Below are 17064 nucleotides of genomic sequence, written 5' to 3' on the forward strand. Positions count from 1 at the left end.
GGGCGGTAGGCCAGACGTAAAGCGAAGCAGTCTGGCCTACCGCCCCCGGAGACCCGTCACCGCACCCAACAGCCCCGCGCAGCGGACACAAAGCCCGCGCCGCAGGCGCAAAGAACAGCAACCCCCACGGCGGGAGAGCCGACAACGTGGGGCCCCAAAGGCGCGCCCCCGCGCGCCATCCGCTACGTTGAATGGGTGAGCAATAAGAAGAACGCCCTGCGCGCCGGAACCGTCACCGCCGGCACCGCGCTGATGCTGCTGATGTCGTCTCCCGCGTTTGCGCTCACCCGCGACGATGGAGACGACCCGGGTCCGGGTCTGAGTGTGATCCAGACGCTCGGCCTCTACGTCGTGACGCCCATCGTGCTCTTCCTGGTCATTGCCGGGCTGGTCATGATGACCGACAAGTCCCGCAAGAAGGCCAAGGGCTGACCTGGCCCGTAGCGGGCCGCCTGCCCGCGTGACGCCTTGGCGAAGGGGCGCCCACCGGTTCTTCCCGGACCGGTGGGCGCCCCTTTTGCGTTGTCCGGGGTGGGCGAGGGGGATCACAAAGGTCGGGCATAGGGCTGTAGTTGGGAGAATTGGGGGCAATTCGCTCGTTGGCTGGATGCTTACCTGGGGCGTACCTACGATGGCGTAACCTACGGGGCCGTAAGTCCTGACCTACGGAACCGTAGGTCCGTCGTCCCCAGGAGTTCCCCGTGACCATCGCCCCCGACCGCCTCGACGGAGCGCGCGGCCAGGCCGCCTGGACCGACGCCCGGCTGCTCTACGCCCTGGAGGAGGTCGTCGAGAAGGAGCTCAACCGGCATCTGGCGATCGCCAAGGAGTGGATGCCGCACGAGTACGTGCCGTGGAGCGACGGGCGGAACTTCGACGGGGTGCTGGAGGGTGAGCCCTGGGCGCCCGAGCAGTCGAAGGTCAGTGACATCGGGCGGATCGCGCTGGTGGTCAACCTCCTCACCGAGGACAACCTCCCCAGCTACCACCACGAGATCGCCACCCTCTTCGGCCGGGACGGGGCCTGGGGCACCTGGGTGCACCGCTGGACCGCGGAGGAGGGTCGGCACGGCATCGTGATGCGGGACTACCTGCTGACCAGTCGCGCGGTGGATCCGGTGGAGCTGGAGCGGTTCCGGATGGCGCACATGTCGGAGGGGTTCGAGTCCGACAACGGGCACAGCATGCTGCACTCGGTCGCGTATGTGGCCTTCCAGGAGCTGGCCACCCGGATCTCGCACCGCAACACCGGCCGGCACTCCGGCGACCCGGTGTGCGACCGGATGCTGGCCCGGATCGCCACCGACGAGAACCTCCATATGGTCTTCTACCGCAACCTGTTGGGCGCCGCCTTCGAGTTGGCCCCGGACCGCACGATGTGCGCGGTGCGGGACGTGGTCACCGGCTTCCGGATGCCCGGCCACGGCATGCCCGGCTTCGAGCGGTCCGCCGCGCGGATGGCGCTCGGCGGGATCTACAACCTGCGGATCCACCACGACGACGTGCTCCAGCCGGTGCTGCGCTATCTGAAGGTGCTGGAGCGCGGTGGGCTGGGCCCGGAGGGGCTGGCCGCGCAGGAGGAGCTGGGGGCGTTCCTGGACGGCCTGGACGGGCAGGCGCGCCGCTTCGACGAGCGGCAGGCGGCGATCCTGGCCCGGCGGCGGGCTGCTCGCGGCTGAGGTCGGGCCTCTATTCCTTTCAGTTTCACTGAAAGGAATAGGGTGAATTTTTCGATGGACCTGATGTGTTTCGGGCTGCCACGGTGATCCGTATCCACCGTCGAGGGAGAGGAAACCGTGGCAGTCCTGGAGCGGGTCCGCGCACACCGCATACCGTCCACCCAGGCCGTGGGGCTGGCGTTGGCCCTGGCGGCGACCGTCGTCTGGTCCGGCAACTTCGTCATCGCCCGCGCGCTGCACGCGACCGTGCCGCCGGTCCAAACCGCCTTCTGGCGCTGGGTCGTTGCGCTGGCGGCGGTCGCGCCGTTCGCGCTGGGGCAGGTCCGGCGGCAGTGGGCGGTGATCCGGGCGCACCTCGGATTCCTGGCGCTGGCCGCCCTGTTGGGCGTCACGCTCTTCAACACCCTGATCTACACGGCCGGGAGGAGCACCTCGGCCACCAACATGGCGATGATCGCGGCCGCTTCGCCGATGATGATCGCGCTGTTCGACCTGGTCGGCGGCGGGCGCGAGCCGTTGGGCGTCCGGCGCGCCGCGGGCATGGTGCTGGCACTGCTGGGGGTGGTCACCCTGGTGGGGAAGGGGTCGCCCGCCGCGGTGCTGCACCTGGACTTCGCCGGCGGTGACCTGTGGATGGTGGCGGCCACCGCCGCCTTCGCCGGGTACAGCGCGCTGCTGCGTCGGCGCCCGGAGGGGATCGGCCAGCTGGCGTTCCTGTTCATGACGTTCGCCCTGGGGGCGGCGATGCTGGTGCCCGCCTACGGGATCAGCCTGGCCGTCGAGGGCGGCTTCCCGCTCACCGCGGGGACGGTCGGGCCGCTGCTCTACATCGGGGTGTGCTCCTCCGCCGTCGCCTACTTCACCTGGAACAAGGCGATCGCCCTGGTGGGCGCCGCCCGCGCCGGGGCGGTGTACTACCTCCAGCCGGTGTGCGTGGCCCTGCTCTCGCTGGCCCTCCTGGGCGAGGGCGTCGGCGCGGTCCAGGTGGTGTGCATGGCGCTGATCGTCGCCGGGGTGGCCCTGGGGGCGGCGGGCCGCACACGGTGAACGCCCGGGCCGCGCCGGGTGCGTACGCTGCCCGCATGGCCGACTGGGACATCAAGAAGCTCCGCATCCTGCGCACGCTCCAGGAGCTGGGCACGGTCACCGCGACCGCCGAGGCGCTGCACATGACGCCCTCGGCGGTCTCGCAGCAGCTGACCGGGCTCGCCAAGTCCCTCGGGGTGACGCTGCTGGAGGCGCACGGCCGGCGGGTCCGGCTCACCGGCGCCGCCCACCTGGTGCTGCGGCACGCGGACGCGGTCTTCGCGCAGTTGGAGCGGGCCGACGCGGACCTCCTCGGCTACCTCCAGGGGGAGGCCGGCACCGTACGGGTCGGGGCGTTCTCCACCGCCATCCCGGCGCTGGTGGTGCCCGCCCTCCAGGAGCTGCGCCGCACCCACCCCGGCCTGGCCGTCGCCGTACGGGAGGCCGAGGCGGAGGCCGCCTACGAACTGCTCGCCGAGGGCAGCGTGGACCTGGCGCTGTCGCTGGCCGCGCACGCGCCGACCCCGCGCGACCCGAAGTTCACCCGGGTCTCGCTGCTCGCCGACCCGTTGGACGTGGCGCTGCCGGCCGGCCACCCGTTGGCCGCCGAACCGGGCCTGCGGCTGGCCGACTTGGCCGGCGAGCCGTGGATCTTCGGCAGCAGCGGCCCCTGGTCCCACATCACCACCGCCGCCTGTGAGAACGCCGGCTTCGTCCCGGAACAGGCGCACGCCGCCGCGGACTGGAGCGCGATCTGGGCGATGGTGGCCGCCGGCATGGGGGTGGCGCTGGTGCCGCGGATGGCGATGGCGGGCGGGCTGCGGGCGCCGGGACACGGCAGCGGGGTCGCGCTGCGGGTGCTCCACGCCGACCAGCCGCGCCGGCACGTCGTCGCGGCCACCCGGCGGGGCTCCGAGGGTGCGCCGGGCCTGGCCCGGGTGCTGGCCGCGCTGCGCCAGGCCGCCGCCCGCCAGGCGACCGAGGGCCGCACCGGAGGCGACGGCGGACCGGCGACCTTTCAGTCCGGCTGAAGATATTCCTCACAAACTTTCGATGGACCTGTCGGGTGTCCCGCTGCGACGGTGGACCGGTCCCCAGCACCGTGAAGCAGGAGCAGAAGGGAAACGCATGTCCGCCACCCCGGCAGCCGATGCCACCGATCCGCACGCCAACGACGCCCAGCCGTACGCAGGCGGCGATCCGTACGCCGACTACCGCGGCGGTGACTTCGCCTTCACCTCGCTCGTCGACCTCGCCGACCGTCGCTTCGGCGCCGGCGTGCTCGCCGCCAACGACGAGTTCTTCGCCGAGCGGGAGAACCTGCTGAAGCCCAACCCGGCGGTCTTCGACCCCGAGCGCTTCGGCCACAAGGGCAAGATCATGGACGGCTGGGAGACCCGCCGCCGGCGCGGCGCCGACGGCGAGCACCCCTTCCCCACCGAGGACGAGCACGACTGGGCGCTGATCCGCCTGGCCGCCCCCGGCGTGATCCGCGGGATCATCGTCGACACCGCCCACTTCCGCGGCAACTACCCGCAAGCGGTCACCGTCGAGGCCACCGCGCTGCCCGGCAGCCCCGGCCCCGAGGAGCTGCTCGCCGAGGACGTGAAGTGGGAGGAGATCGTCCCCCGCACCCCCGTCCGCGGCCACGCCGCCAACGGCTTCGAGATCACCGCCGAGCGCCGCTTCACCCACCTCCGCCTCAAGCAGCACCCCGACGGCGGCATCGCCCGCCTCCGGGTCCACGGCGAGGTGATACCCGACCCGGAGTGGCTGGACGTGCTGGGCACCCTGGACCTGGCGTCGGTGCTGCACGGCGGCATCGTCGAGGACGCCTCCGACCGCTTCTACTCCTCGCCCACCCAGATCATCCAGCCCGACCTGTCCCGCAAGATGGACGACGGTTGGGAGAACCGCCGCCGCCGGGTGCGGGGCACCAACGACTGGGTGCGGTTCAAGTTGGCCGCGCAGGGCGAGCTGCGCGCGATCGAGATCGACACCGCCTACCTCAAGGGCAACTCCGCCGGCTGGGCCCGGCTTTCGGCCTGCGACGGGAACCCGGACGATCCGTCCGCGTGGTTCGAGATCCTGCCCACGACCCGGCTCCAGCCCGACACCCCGCACCGCTTCGCGCTGCCCCGCCGGCCCACCGCCACCCACGTCCGGCTGGACGTCTACCCCGACGGCGGCCTGGCCCGGATGCGGGTGCACGGCGACCTCACCGAGGCCGGCCGGGCCGAACTGGTCCGCCGCTTCGACGCGTTGAGCTGACCCGCGCCGCCGGCCGGGCCCCGGGGGAGGGGATCGGGGCCCGGCGCCACGACCCGCCCGGCGGACGGTCCCGCTCCTGACGCGCCGTCCGTCGGGCGCTCCAACTCCCCGCCCGCACAAGGGGCGTGCCCCGGAACCGACCCGGTTCCGGGGCACGCCCCTTACTGCTGCCGCGCGGACCGTCAGGCGGCGCCGGCCGCCGCGTCCGCCGCCCGGGCCGTAAGGGCCCGCTCGACGCCCGCCCGGGACTCCGTGACCAGCCGGCGCAGCGCCGGGCTCGGGTCGTGTGCCGCCAGCCAGGCGTCGGTGGCGTCCAGGGTCTCCTGGGAGACCTGGAGGGCCGGGTAGTGGCCCACCACGATCTGCTGCGCCATCTCGTGGCTGCGGTGGGCCCAGACGTCCTTGACCGCCTCGAAGTACTTGGCGGTGTAGGGCGCCAGCAGCTCCCGCTGGTCGGGCTGGACGAAGCCGGCGATGACCGCCTCCTGGACGGCGTTGGGGAGCTTGTCCGACTCCACCACCGACGCCCACGCCTCGGCCTTCGCCTCCGCGGTCGGCCGGGCGGCGCGCGCGGTCGCGGCGTGCCGCTCGCCGGCCGAGGTCGCATCCCGCGCCAGCTCGGCGGCGATCTCCGGCTCGTCGGCCCGGCCGGTGGCGGCCAGCCGCTCCAGCAGCGTCCAGCGCAGCTCGGTGTCCACCGCCAGCCCGGGGATCTCCTCGGTGCCGTCCAACAGCCCCTGGAGCACGTCCAGTTGCGCGTCGGTGCGGGCCGTGGCGGCGAACGCCCGGGCCCAGGCGAGCTGGTGGTCGCTGCCCGGCTCGGCCGCCCGCAGGTGTTCCAGCGTCGCCTCGGTCCAGGTGGCCAGCCCGCTCTCGCGCCACTCCGGGGCCGCGTAGAGGTCCAGGGCCAGCTTCACCTGGCGGTGCAGGGACTGGACCACGCCGATGTCGGTCTCCTTGCCGATGCCGGAGAGCACCAGCGAGAGGTAGTCCCGGGCGGCCAGTTCGCCGTCCCGGGTCATGTCCCAGGCCGAGGCCCACGACAGGGCCCGCGGCAGCGACTCGGTGAAGTCCCCGAGGTGCGCGGTGACGACCTTCAGCGACTCCTCGTCCAGCCGCACCTTTGCGTACGACAGATCGCCGTCGTTGAGCAGGATCACGTCCGGGCGGCGGAAGCCCTCCGGGAACGGCACCTCGGTGCGCTCGCCGTCCACGTCCAGCTCGATGCCGCCGGTGCGGACCAGCTTGCCGTCACTCAGGTCGTAGTAGCCGATCCCGATCCGGTGCGGGCGCAGCACCGGTTCACCGGTGGCCCCGGCGGGCAGCGCGGGGGCCTCTTGGCGCACCGCGAAGGCGGTGACGGTGCCGTCCCCGTCGACCTCGATTTCCGGTCGCAGCACGTTGATGCCGGCGGTCTGGAGCCACTTCTTGGACCAGGTCGCCAGGTCACGGCCGCTGGTCTCCTCCAGCGCGCCGAGCAGGTCCGACAGGCGGGTGTTGCCGTAGGCGTGCGCCTTGAAGTACGCCTGCACGCCGGTGAAGAACTCGTCCATGCCGACGTAGGCGACGAGCTGCTTGAGGACCGAGGCGCCCTTGGCGTACGTGATCCCGTCGAAGTTGACCAGGACGTCGTCCAGGTCGCGGATCTCGGCCATGATCGGGTGGGTGGAGGGCAGTTGGTCCTGCCGGTAGGCCCAGGTCTTCATGGAGTTGGCGAACGTGGTCCAGGAGTGCGGCCACTTGCTGCCCGGCGCGTACGCCTGGCAGGCGATGGAGGTGTAGGTGGCGAACGACTCGTTCAGCCACAGGTCGTTCCACCACTCCATGGTGACCAGGTCGCCGAACCACATGTGCGCCAGCTCGTGCAGGATCGTCTCGGCGCGCACCTCGTAGGCCGCGTCGGTCACCTTCGAGCGGAACACGTACTGGTCGCGGATGGTCACCGCGCCGGCGTTCTCCATCGCGCCGGCGTTGAACTCCGGCACGAAGAGCTGGTCGTACTTGGCGAACGGGTACGGGTAGTCGAACTTCTCCTGGAACCAGTCGAAGCCTTGCCGGGTGACCGCGAAGATCTCCTCCGCGTCCAGGTGCTCGGCCAGTGACGGCCGGCAGTAGATCCCCAGCGGGACGCTGCGCCCGTCCGCGCCGTCCCAGGTGCTGTGCACGCTGTGGTAGGGGCCGACGATCAGCGCGGTGATGTAGGTGGAGATCCGCGGCGTGGGCTCGAAGCGCCAGACGTTCTCCACCGGTTCCGGCGTCGGGGAGTTCGAGATGACCGTCCAGCCCTGGGGCGCGGTCACGGTGAACTGGAACGTCGCCTTCAGGTCCGGCTGCTCGAAGCTGGCGAACACCCGGCGGGCGTCCGGCACCTCGAACTGCGTGTAGAGGTACGCCTGTTGGTCCACCGGATCGACGAACCGGTGCAGGCCCTCACCGGTGTTGGTGTAGGCGCAGTCCGCGACCACCCGCAGCTCGTTGCGCCCGGCCCGCAGCCCGGGCAGCGCGATCCGCGAGTCGGCGAACACCTCCGCCACGTCCAGCGCCGTGCCGTTGAGCTGCACCTCGTGCACCGTCGGCGCGACCAGGTCGATGAAGGACGCGGCACCGTCCTGCGCGGCGTCGAACCGGACCGACGTCACGGACCGGAACGTGCCCCCCTCCTGCGCCCCGGACAGGTCCAGCTCGATCTCGTACGCGTCCACGGTCAACAGCCGCGCCCGCTCCTGAGCCTCTTCCCGGGTCAGATTCGTACCAGGCACCCGCTCGTCTCCCTACTCCCGATCGTTAGCGCATCGTCGGGCCATCCTTCCACGGCGGGGGTGGGGGCGGGGGCGGTGGTCGAGCGCCCGCGGTATTGGCCATCGCGGTGCGGCGAAGGTCACTCCTTGCAGTGAAAGCGGGCAGGAACCTAGCCCTGGATATAAGCTGTCTCTTATGTTCGCAGCATGTGGGAGATCATCTTGCTGGAACCTGTGGAGGACTGGTTTCTTCGGCTGTGCCGGGACGATCCGGCGTCCGCGGACCGGGTCATGGACGGACTCGATCACCTCGCGGCCGAAGGCCCGTCGCTCGGTCGCCCCATGGTCGACCGGATCCACGGCAGCGTGCTGCACAACCTCAAGGAACTGCGCCCGGGGTCCAGTGGCGCCTCGGAAATCAGAATGCTCTTCGTTTTCGACGCCGAGCGCAGAGCCATCATTCTGGTGGCGGGCGACAAGTCAGGCAGATGGGCCCAGTGGTACACGCGGAATGTTCCGCTCGCCGAGCTCCGTTACGGGCAGTACACGGACAGCAGGAAGCTGGAGGACGAGGGATGAAGGGGCGTTCGTGGCGCGAGGTGCGCGCCGAGGCGTGTGAGCGGTACCCCCGCATGACGTCGGAGGAGGCGGAGCAGGCCCGAGCACGGGTGCGTGCGGAGAACATTGCCCGGATCCGTGGGCACGAGCTGGCGGCCCTCCGGCGGGAGGCGGGGCTGACCCAAGGCGGAGTCGCGGCGGCGCTCGGAGTCAGCCAGGCCCGCATCTCGCAGATCGAGCACGGTCAGGTGGACAGCCTCGACGTGCTGCGCGCGTATGCCGCGGCCCTGGGGGGTGAGGTGTCCGTCATCGTCCGAAGGGGAGACACCGCGGTCAAGGTGGCCTGAGGGCGAGGCGGTTCGCGCCATCCCGCCCAACCGCCGGGGCCCGTACGGACGTTGTTCCGTACGGGCCCCGGCTTCGGCGTTGTGCGGTGGCTCAGCCGCGCAGCTCCGCGGCGACCAGTTCGGCGATCTGGACGGCGTTGAGGGCCGCGCCCTTGCGGAGGTTGTCGTTGGAGACGAACAGGGCGAGGCCGTTGTCGACGGTCTCGTCGCGGCGGATCCGGCCCACGAAGGAGGGGTCCTGGCCGGCGGCCTGGAGCGGGGTGGGGACGTCGGAGAGGGCCACGCCGGGGGCGCCGGCCAGCAGTTCCTGGGCGCGCTCGGGGGAGATCGGGCGCGCGAAGCGGGCGTTGACCTGGAGCGAGTGCCCGGTGAAGACCGGGACCCGGACGCAGGTGCCGGACACCTTCAGCTCCGGGATGTCCAGGATCTTGCGGCTCTCGTGGCGGAGCTTCTGCTCCTCGTCGGTCTCGTTCAGCCCGTCGTCGACGATCTTGCCGGCCATCGGCAGGACGTTGAAGGCGATCGGGCGGACGTAGTTGTCCGGGGCCGGGAACTCCACGGCCGAACCGTCGTGGGTGAGCTTGGTGGCGTCCTGCTCGATGACCTTGCGGGCCTGCCCGTCCAACTCGGCGACGCCGGCCAGGCCGCTGCCGGAGACCGCCTGGTAGGTGGCGACGACCAGGGAGACCAGCCCGGCCTCGTCGTGCAGCGGGCGCAGCACGGGCATGGCGGCCATGGTGGTGCAGTTGGGGTTGGCGATGATGCCCTTGGGGCGGTCGGTGACGGCCCCCGGGTTGACCTCGGCGACCACCAGCGGCACCTGCGGGTCGCGGCGCCAGGCGGAGGAGTTGTCGATCACGACCGGTCCGGCGTCGGCGACCTTCTCCGCCAGCGCCTTGGAGGTCGCGCCGCCGGCCGAGAAGAGCACGATGTCCAGGCCGGAGTAGTCCGCGGTGGCGGCGTCCTCGACCGTGATCTCGGTGTCCTGCCAGGGCAGCGTCCGTCCCGCGGACCGGGCCGAGGCGAACAGGCGCAGCTGCTCGACCGGGAAGTTGCGCTCGGCGAGAATGCGCCGCATCACGCCGCCGACCTGTCCGGTGGCGCCGACGATTCCGATCCTCATGGGGCTCCTTCTTCTCTGGCCTGGCTCGCTGGCCCGGCTCCGGGTGTCTGCTGGAACACCTGCTCAGTGGCGTTCCCATCATGTGTGTGAGACCCGTCGCCTTGTCCAATCCGTTCCAATAGATGGAGGTGCGGGGCGCCTGGTTGCCTACGGAGCGTGCCCAGTGGTCACGGACCGTGGCGCGGGGGCGCCGCGCGGGCCGGCGGTTCAGTGCGGCAGCACCACCACATACGCCGGCGGCTCCCGGTCCGTCGCCGCCATCAGCGCCGTGCGGACCACCGTCGCCTGCTGCTCGGGGGCCTCCCGCAGGGTCCGCGGCCGGCAGCGGACGAGGGTGATGCCGAGCCGCTCCAGCTGCTCCCGGTAGGCGTCACGGGGCGCCTCGCCGGACGGGCGCGGGGTCCGGGTGTCGATCTCCACCGCCACCCCGTAGTCCGACCAGTACGCGTCCACCACGCCCAGGTACGGGCCGCCCGGCAGCCGCAGGTCGACGTTCCACAGCGGGTCGGGCAGCCCGAAGCCGCGCACCATGTCGTAGAGCTGCTGCTCGGCCAGGGCCCGGCCCTCGGCCATCAGGGCGTCCACCGCGTCCACCACGTGCGGCCGGGTCAGCAGCCGGGCGCGGCTCAGCTCCCGCACCACCGCGGCCGCCTCGCAGTGCCCGCCGCGCACCGCCTCGGTCAGCAGCCGGCGCACCACGGTGGGGTCGGTGAGCTGTGCCACCGCGTCCGCCAGCGCACGCGGGACGGGCGCGGTGGGCACCCCGGTGATCTCCTCGGCGGCCGGCAGCTCCGCGCCGCGGACGATTCCGGCGAAGCCGGCCGGGCGCAGCCGCCGGGTGCGGGTCACCAGCACGTCGATGCGGTCCAGGGCGAGCAGCGGGGGAGCGGCCGAGAAGCCGTGCAGCGCGAGCGCCGCCAGCCCGGTGATCATCGGTTCCCGGCCGGGCTCCGGGGCCCGCGCCTGGGTCGGCACCGACGGCCCGCGGTGCCGGGCGTAGAGCAGCGCCGCGTGCAGCCGCTCCTCGCTGGTGGGCGGCCCCTGGTGCAACAGGTGGACGCCGGGGAGCAGTTGCTGCCAGGGGCCGCCCGGCCGGCAGCGTTCGGTGATCTCGGCGGGCGGTACGCCGTGCTCCCGGAGCTGATGGGTGGTCAGCACCGGGCAGCGGCCGTCGGCGAGGTGGTGGAGGGGGCGCGGGGAGAGCGGGGTGTCGTGGTTCATGTCCGGTCGATTCCCGGCCCCGCTCTCCCCCCTAACCGCTGTTACCCGCCTGTGGCACAAGCGGGACAATACTGCCCTCAAGTACGGGCGTTCGACGGCCGATTACGGCTGGTCGAGGACCGGGTTACGGCCTGGGCCCGGCCGCCTCGTCACAAGCCTGTGCGCGCAGCGCCCGGGCCAGGTCGTCGCGCTCCTCCAGCACCAGTCGGCGCAGCGCGGGCGCGGCCTCGGAACGCTCGGCCAGCCAGGCGTCCGTCGCGTCCAGCGCGGAGTGGTCCGCCTGCCAGAACGGGAACAGCCCGCGCACCACGGACATCCCGATCTCGATGGACCGCTCCCGCCAGATCCGCTCGATCGCCGCGAAGTACCGCGGCGCGTACGGCACCAGCAGCTCGTGCTGCGACGGCTGGGCGAAGCCGCTGATGGTCGCCTCGACCAGGGCGTTGGAGAGCGCGTCGGAGTCCACCACGTCCGCCCAGGCGGCCGCCTTGACCTCGGCCGAGGGGCGGGCGGCCAGGCAGCGCACCTGGTGGCGCTTGCCGGACGCGGTGTCGTCACGGGCCAGTTCGGCGTCGAGCACCGCCCGGTCGGCGACCCCGTGCGAGGCCAGCGGCAGCAGGAACGCCCAGCGCAGCTCCTGGTCCACCGCCAGCCCGTCGATCTTCGCGGTGCCCTCCAACAGCCCCTGGAGCAGCTGGAGATCGGCCGGCGTGGTGGCCACCGCCGCGAAGTGCCGGGCCCAGCTGAGCTGATGGCCGCTGCCCGGATCGGCCAGCCGCAGCTCGCGCAGCGCACCCTCGGCCAACTCGCCGGCCGCCCGCTCGCGGTACTCCGGCGCGACGTAGTGGGTCAGTGCGGTCTCCGCCTGGCCCAGCACCGACTGGAGCACCCCGATCACGGTCTCCGCGCCGGCGAACTTCCGTACCAGCGCAAGGAAGTCCCGGGCCGGCATCAGCCCGTCCCGGGTCAGCCCCCACAGGGCCGCCCAGCACAGCGCCCGCGCCAACGGGTCGGTGAGATCGCCGAGTCGGGCCCGCAGGGTGGCCAACGACCCCTCGTCGAACCGGGTCTTGCAGTACGTCAGGTCCTCGTCGTTGACCAGGACCAGCTCGGGGCGCTCGACGCCGGCCAGCTCCGGCACCGCCGTCCGCGGCCCGGTCACGTCCACCTCGGCGCGGGCGTAGCGCACCAGCGCGGAGTCGGCGTCCAGTCGGCGGTAGAGGCCGACCGCGACCCGGTGCGGCCGCAGCTCCGGGTGGTCCGGCGACGCCTCCTGGAGGATGCTCAGCTCGGTGATCCGGTCCTGGGCGTCGTAAGTGACCTGTGGCGTGAGGGAGTTGACGCCGGCGGTCTCCAGCCAGGAGCGCGACCAGGCCGCCAGGTCCCGGCCGGAGGTCTCCTCCAGCACCGACAGCAGGTCCGTCAGCCGGGTGTTGCCGTAGGCGTGCCGCTTGAAGTAGCGCCGGGCGCCCTCCAGGAACGCGTCCTGGCCGACGTACGCCACCAGTTGCTTGAGGACGCTGGCGCCCTTGGCGTAGGTGATGCCGTCGAAGTTGAGCTTGGCGTCCTCCAGGTCGCGGATGTCGGCGGTGATCGGGTGGGTGGAGGGGAGCTGGTCGGCCCGGTACGCCCAGGACTTGCGGCGGTTGGCGAAGGTGATCCAGCCGTCGGTGAAGCGGGTCGCGCCGACCTGCGCGAAGCTGCCCATGAAGTCCGCGTAGGACTCCTTCAGCCACAGGTCGTCCCACCAGTCCATGGTGACCAGGTCGCCGAACCACATGTGCGCCATCTCGTGCAGGATGACGTTGGCCCGGCGCTCGTAGGACGCCTCGGTGACCTTGCCGCGGAAGATGAACTCCTCGCGGAAGGTGACGCAGCCGGGGTTCTCCATCGCGCCGAGGTTGTACTCCGGCACGAACGCCTGGTCGTACTTGCCGAACGGGTACGGGAAGTCGAAGTGGTCGTGGAAGAAGTCCAGGCCCTGCTTGGTGACGGTGAAGACGTCGTCCGCGTCGAAGTGCCGGGCCAGCCCCTTGCGGCACAGCGCGCCCAACGGGACCGTCAGCGTCGTGCCGTCCTCGAAGGTGCGGCGGTAGGTGTCGGTCACGTAGTGGTACGGCCCGGCGATCACCGCGGTGATGTACGTCGAGATCGGCTTGGTGGTCGCGAACCGCCGCACCCCGCCCTCGACGGGCCCCTCCTGAGCGCCGTTGCTCAGCACCAGCCACCCCTCCGGCGCCGTCACCTCGAACGTGAACGGGGCCTTCAGATCCGGCTGTTCGAAGTTGGCGAAGACCCGGCGGGAGTCGGCGGGCTCGTACTGGGTGTAGAGGTAGACCTCGCCGTCCTCGGGGTCGACGAAGCGGTGCAGGCCCTCGCCGGTGCGGCTGTAGGCGCACTGCGCGTCGACGACCAGGGTGTTCTCGGCGGCCAGGTCGGCGAGGGCGATCCGGGTGCCGTCGAAGACTTCGGCCGGGTCCAGCTCCCGCCCGTTGAGGGTGACCGAGGTGACCGAGGGGGCCAGGAGGTCCGCGAAGCTGCTCGCGCCGGGCTCGGCGCAGCGGAACCGGATCGTCGTCCGGGAGCGGAAGGTGGCCGCGTCCGCGCCCCTGGTGACCGCTGAGCGGACGTCCAGCGCCACGTGGTACCCCTCGACCGTCAGCAGCCGGCCCCGCTCACGTGCCTCTTCCCGGGACAGATTCTCGCCTGGCACGGTGTGCCTCCCTCACCCTCGTCTCGGATATCGAACACGGGGAATCATGGCACGCGCCTTGGCGGTTGAAGCCGGCACGGAACAACGCTGTTGACGCTCTCATAGAGGAGACCTCGTGTCCGAGACCGCGAAGATCCCGGCAGACTTCTGGTTCGACCCGCTCTGCCCCTGGGCGTGGCTGACCTCCCGCTGGATGCTGGAGGTGGAGAAGGTCCGCCCGGTCCAGGTGCGCTGGCACGTGATGAGCCTGGCCGTGCTGAACGAGAACCGCCTGGACGAACTCCCGCCGCAGTACGCGGAGAACATGCGCCCCGGCGGCAAGTCCTGGGGCCCGGTCCGGGTCGTGATCGCCGCCCAGCAGCTCCACGGCGACGAGGTCGTCGGCCGGCTCTACACCGCGCTCGGCACCCGCTTCCACAACCTCGGCGAGGGCAACAACCGCGACTCCATCGCCGCCGCGCTCGCCGACGCCGGCCTGCCCGCCGACCTGATCGACTACGCCGACAAGGACACCTACGACGCCGAGTTGCGCGCCTCCCACAAGGCAGGCATCGACCTGGTAGGCCAGGAGGTCGGCACTCCGGTGATCGCGGTCCCCGGTCCCGACGGCGACCAAATCGCCTTCTTCGGCCCGGTGGTCACCCCCGCCCCCAAGGGCGAGGCCGCCGCCAAGCTCTGGGACGGCACCCTGATGGTCGCCTCCACCCCCGGCTTCTTCGAGATCAAGCGCACGCGCACGGCGGCCCCGAGCTTCGACTGACCCCTCCCTGTTTGTGGGCAGGCGTTCCGCAAGGCGAAGGGGGTGCCCCCTGCTCCTTAAGAGCTTGGGGGAGGGTGGGCACAAACGGAACCACCCGGCGTGCAGCCGAAGACGCGACGGAGCCCCCCACGAGTCACGTCCTCGCGGGGGGCTCCGCCCTCTGCGCCTGCCAAGCGAACGGTGAGAAGACGATCACGAGGCAGGACGTCTGTGCACCGCTACCGCGTCACGGCGCCAGCAGCAGGTTGTTGGCGCGCTCCTTCGCCGCGGCGTACCGCTTCGCCACGTCCTGCCAGTTGACGACCTTCCACATCGCCTCGATGAAGTCGACCTTCTGGTTCTTGTACTGGAGGTAGAAGGCGTGCTCCCAGGCGTCGAAGACCAGGATCGGCACCGAGCCCTGGCCGACGTTGCCCTGGTGGTCGTAGATCTGCTCGACGATGAGGCGGCCGGTGACCGGCTCGTAGGCCAGGACGCCCCAGCCCGAACCCTGCGTGGTGGCCGACGCCTTGGAGAGCTGGGCCTTGAACTTGGCGAACGAGCCGAAGTTCTCGGCGATGGCGTCGGCGAGCTCGCCCACGCCGTCCTTCTCCAGCGGCTCGCCGCCGCCGTCGCCGGTCATGTTGTGCCAGTAGATGCTGTGCAGGATGTGGCCGGAGAGGTGGAACGCGAGGTTCTTCTCCAGGCCGTTGATGCTGCCCCACTGGTCCTTGTCGCGCGCCTCGGCCAGCTGCTCAAGGGTGTCGTTGGCGCCCTTCACATAGGCCGCGTGGTGCTTGTCGTGGTGCAGCTCGATGATCTCCGGGCTGATGACCGGGGCCAGTTCCGCGTAGTCGTAGGGGAGTTCCGGAAGTGTGTAGGTCGCCATGCTGACCCCGCCTCCAAGCTGCGTAAGCGCCGTAGTTGCAATCAATGTGCAGTAGCACGCTACCAGCAGCAGTGATCACGGGGCCGTGGTGGCGGGCGTCCTGGTCCCAAAGAAGCAGGCGGGGCGGGACCTCGGGAGGAGGTCCCGCCCCGCCTGGGAACGGAATCGGCCGGTGGGCCGCCGCGGCCTACTGCGTGCCGGTCGCCAGCGCCCGCTGTCGGACGAGACCGATGATCGTCAGCACCACGCCGAAGCCGCCGGTGAAGAGCAGTTGGATCCGCTGGCTGTCGTCGCGCAGCATCAGCACCAGCACCAGGGCGATGCCGGCCAGCGCCACCCACGTGAGGAACGGGAAGGCCCACATCTTCACGACCAGCTTCTCGGGCGCCTCGCGCTCCAACTGCCGCCGGGTGCGCAGCTGGGCGGCGGCGATGAAGCCCCAGACCACCAGGACGGCGGCGCCGACCATGTTGAGCAGCCACTGGAAGACCGTGGTCGGCCACAGGAAGCTGAACAGCACCGCGAGGAAGCCGAAGGCGACGCAGAGCAGCACCGCCCGGCGCGGCACCCCGCCGCTCACCTTGCCGAAGAAGGACGGGCCCTGGCCGCGGCTGATCAGCGAGTAGGCCATCCGCGAGGCGCCGTAGATGTTGGCGTTCACCGCGGAGAGCAGGGCGATCAGGATGACCACGTTCATGATCTGGCCGGCCGCCGGGATCTTGAGGTAGTCCAACACCGCAACGTACGGGCCGCTCTTGGCGATCGACGGCGCGCTCCAGGGGATGACGGTGACGATGACCGCCATCGAGCCGACGTAGAAGAGGGCGATCCGCCACATCGCGGTGCGCACCGCGCGGGCCACGCCGCGGACCGGGTCCTTGGACTCGGCGGCCGCGATGGTCACGGTCTCCAGACCGCCGTACGCGAAGACCGACGCCAGCAGACCGACCATCAGGCCGTCCATGCCCTTGGGGAGGAAGCCGCCGTCGCCGGTCAGGTGGGAGGTGCCGGGCGCCGAACTGCCGGGCAGCAGGCCGAAGATGGCCAGGACGCCGAGGACCAGGAACAGCACGATCGCGGCGACCTTCAGGGCGGCGAACCAGAACTCGAACTCGCCGAAGTTGGAGACCGCGGTCAGGTTGGTCGCGGTGAAAACCACCATGATCAGCAGGACCCACATCCACGGCTGGGTGGCCGGGAACCACTGGTGCAGCACGTCCGCGGCGCCCAGCGCCTCGACGGATACCGCCACGCACAGCAGCGCGGTGAACATCCAGCCCGCGGTGAAGCCGGCCCAGGAGCCGATGGACCGCTCCGCGTGTACCGAGAAGGAGCCGGAGGCCGGGCGGGCCGCGGACATCTCGCCGAGCATCCGCATGATCAACATGACCAGCGCGCCGGAGACGGCGTACGCCAGCACGATCGACGGTCCGGCCGCGGCGATGCCCTCACGGGAGCCGACGAACAGGCCGGCACCGATCACGCCACCGAGGGCGATCATCGAGAGGTGGCGCTGTTTCAGGCCGTGCGACAGTGCGCCGCCGTCCTGGCCGGCGCCCGGAGCAGCGGTCTGCGCTCCGTCGGACGCGGCGGACGAGGGTGTCCGATTCATGTCGTACCTGTCCCAGTAGGTGAGATGCGGGCGGGGCGAGGGTTGCGTTCTCCCGGGGCCGCGGACGGCTCACTCCGGGGTCCTCGGCAAAGCTGGCTCAGTCTGAGCGGCCGCGTCCGCTCAGGGCAACAGTCGTGCAGCGATTGTT

General features: G+C 71.3%; 14 protein-coding genes. 8 read left to right on the plus strand and 6 right to left on the minus strand.

Annotated features, from left to right (window positions below):
* The first annotated feature begins 195 nt into the window (after nucleotides 1-195).
* The 5 genes from ACFVFQ_RS25755 to alc all read left to right on the plus strand — a co-directional run bounded on the left by ACFVFQ_RS25755 (nucleotide 196) and on the right by alc (nucleotide 4976).
* Nucleotides 196-432 (plus strand): hypothetical protein, encoded by a 237-nt coding sequence (locus ACFVFQ_RS25755; RefSeq protein WP_383420087.1) that lies wholly within the window; start codon nucleotides 196-198, stop codon nucleotides 430-432.
* Nucleotides 433-701: 269 nt separating this feature from the next.
* Nucleotides 702-1679, plus strand: a complete 978-nt coding sequence (locus tag ACFVFQ_RS25760; protein ID WP_383420089.1) for an acyl-ACP desaturase — start codon at nucleotides 702-704, stop codon at nucleotides 1677-1679.
* A 117-nt stretch (nucleotides 1680-1796) separates the two neighbouring features.
* Entirely contained in the window at nucleotides 1797-2726 is a 930-nt protein-coding gene (locus tag ACFVFQ_RS25765) for a DMT family transporter (RefSeq protein WP_383420091.1), read from the plus strand.
* A 35-nt stretch (nucleotides 2727-2761) separates the two neighbouring features.
* Entirely contained in the window at nucleotides 2762-3736 is a 975-nt protein-coding gene (locus tag ACFVFQ_RS25770; RefSeq protein ID WP_383420093.1) for a LysR family transcriptional regulator, read from the plus strand.
* A 97-nt stretch (nucleotides 3737-3833) separates the two neighbouring features.
* Nucleotides 3834-4976, plus strand: coding sequence for an allantoicase (alc, locus tag ACFVFQ_RS25775; protein ID WP_383420095.1), 1143 nt, complete (start codon nucleotides 3834-3836; stop codon nucleotides 4974-4976).
* A 182-nt stretch (nucleotides 4977-5158) separates the two neighbouring features.
* Here alc and pepN (ACFVFQ_RS25780) read toward each other — a convergent pair whose 3' ends face one another.
* Nucleotides 5159-7735, minus strand: coding sequence for an aminopeptidase N (gene pepN, locus ACFVFQ_RS25780; RefSeq protein ID WP_383420098.1), 2577 nt, complete (start codon nucleotides 7733-7735; stop codon nucleotides 5159-5161).
* 186 nt (nucleotides 7736-7921) lie between these two features.
* On the opposite strand from pepN (ACFVFQ_RS25780), the gene ACFVFQ_RS25785 reads away from it, so the two are divergent.
* Nucleotides 7922-8293, plus strand: coding sequence for a type II toxin-antitoxin system RelE/ParE family toxin (locus ACFVFQ_RS25785; protein ID WP_383420100.1), 372 nt, complete (start codon nucleotides 7922-7924; stop codon nucleotides 8291-8293).
* Complete coding sequence (locus ACFVFQ_RS25790; RefSeq protein WP_383420102.1) at nucleotides 8290-8619, plus strand: helix-turn-helix domain-containing protein; 330 nt, start codon at nucleotides 8290-8292, stop codon at nucleotides 8617-8619. Before ACFVFQ_RS25785 ends, ACFVFQ_RS25790 begins: the two co-directional genes overlap by 4 nt.
* A 91-nt stretch (nucleotides 8620-8710) precedes the next feature.
* On the opposite strand, the gene ACFVFQ_RS25795 is transcribed toward ACFVFQ_RS25790, so the two are convergent.
* The 3 genes from ACFVFQ_RS25795 to pepN (ACFVFQ_RS25805) form a co-directional block, all read right to left on the minus strand.
* A complete protein-coding gene (locus ACFVFQ_RS25795) occupies nucleotides 8711-9742 on the minus strand; it encodes an aspartate-semialdehyde dehydrogenase (protein WP_383420104.1) in 1032 nt (343 codons plus the stop codon).
* Between the two features lie 207 nt (nucleotides 9743-9949).
* The gene (locus ACFVFQ_RS25800) at nucleotides 9950-10963 is read right to left on the minus strand and encodes a hypothetical protein (RefSeq protein WP_383420106.1); all 1014 of its coding nucleotides are present in this window, start codon (nucleotides 10961-10963) and stop codon (nucleotides 9950-9952) included.
* 124 nt (nucleotides 10964-11087) lie between these two features.
* Complete coding sequence (gene pepN / locus ACFVFQ_RS25805; protein ID WP_383420108.1) at nucleotides 11088-13676, minus strand: aminopeptidase N; 2589 nt, start codon at nucleotides 13674-13676, stop codon at nucleotides 11088-11090.
* Nucleotides 13677-13791: 115 nt separating this feature from the next.
* On the opposite strand from pepN (ACFVFQ_RS25805), the gene ACFVFQ_RS25810 reads away from it, so the two are divergent.
* Nucleotides 13792-14436, plus strand: coding sequence for a DsbA family protein (locus ACFVFQ_RS25810; RefSeq protein ID WP_383420110.1), 645 nt, complete (start codon nucleotides 13792-13794; stop codon nucleotides 14434-14436).
* Between the two features lie 226 nt (nucleotides 14437-14662).
* Here ACFVFQ_RS25810 and ACFVFQ_RS25815 read toward each other — a convergent pair whose 3' ends face one another.
* Together ACFVFQ_RS25815 and ACFVFQ_RS25820 are read right to left on the minus strand one after the other, a co-directional pair.
* On the minus strand, nucleotides 14663-15304 hold the full coding sequence (locus tag ACFVFQ_RS25815) for a superoxide dismutase (protein ID WP_383420112.1): 642 nt from the start codon (nucleotides 15302-15304) through the stop codon (nucleotides 14663-14665).
* 187 nt (nucleotides 15305-15491) lie between these two features.
* Nucleotides 15492-16916, minus strand: a complete 1425-nt coding sequence (locus tag ACFVFQ_RS25820) for an amino acid permease (protein ID WP_383420114.1) — start codon at nucleotides 16914-16916, stop codon at nucleotides 15492-15494.
* Nucleotides 16917-17064 lie beyond the last annotated feature (148 nt).

Origin of the sequence: Streptomyces sp. NPDC057743 (assembly GCF_042798755.1) — a bacterium.
Classification (GTDB): domain Bacteria; phylum Actinomycetota; class Actinomycetes; order Streptomycetales; family Streptomycetaceae; genus Streptomyces.

Excerpts from the sequence above, each read along its gene's own strand:
- ACFVFQ_RS25770 (WP_383420093.1), top strand. The coding sequence starts at position 2,762 with ATGGCCGACTGGGACATCAAGAAGCTCCGCATCCTGCGCACGCTCCAG.
- alc (WP_383420095.1), top strand. The coding sequence starts at position 3,834 with ATGTCCGCCACCCCGGCAGCCGATGCCACCGATCCGCACGCCAACGAC.
- ACFVFQ_RS25785 (WP_383420100.1), top strand. The coding sequence starts at position 7,922 with ATGTGGGAGATCATCTTGCTGGAACCTGTGGAGGACTGGTTTCTTCGG.
- ACFVFQ_RS25790 (WP_383420102.1), top strand. The coding sequence starts at position 8,290 with ATGAAGGGGCGTTCGTGGCGCGAGGTGCGCGCCGAGGCGTGTGAGCGG.
- ACFVFQ_RS25795 (WP_383420104.1), bottom strand. The coding sequence starts at position 9,742 with ATGAGGATCGGAATCGTCGGCGCCACCGGACAGGTCGGCGGCGTGATG.
- ACFVFQ_RS25800 (WP_383420106.1), bottom strand. The coding sequence starts at position 10,963 with ATGAACCACGACACCCCGCTCTCCCCGCGCCCCCTCCACCACCTCGCC.
- ACFVFQ_RS25815 (WP_383420112.1), bottom strand. The coding sequence starts at position 15,304 with ATGGCGACCTACACACTTCCGGAACTCCCCTACGACTACGCGGAACTG.
- ACFVFQ_RS25820 (WP_383420114.1), bottom strand. The coding sequence starts at position 16,916 with ATGAATCGGACACCCTCGTCCGCCGCGTCCGACGGAGCGCAGACCGCT.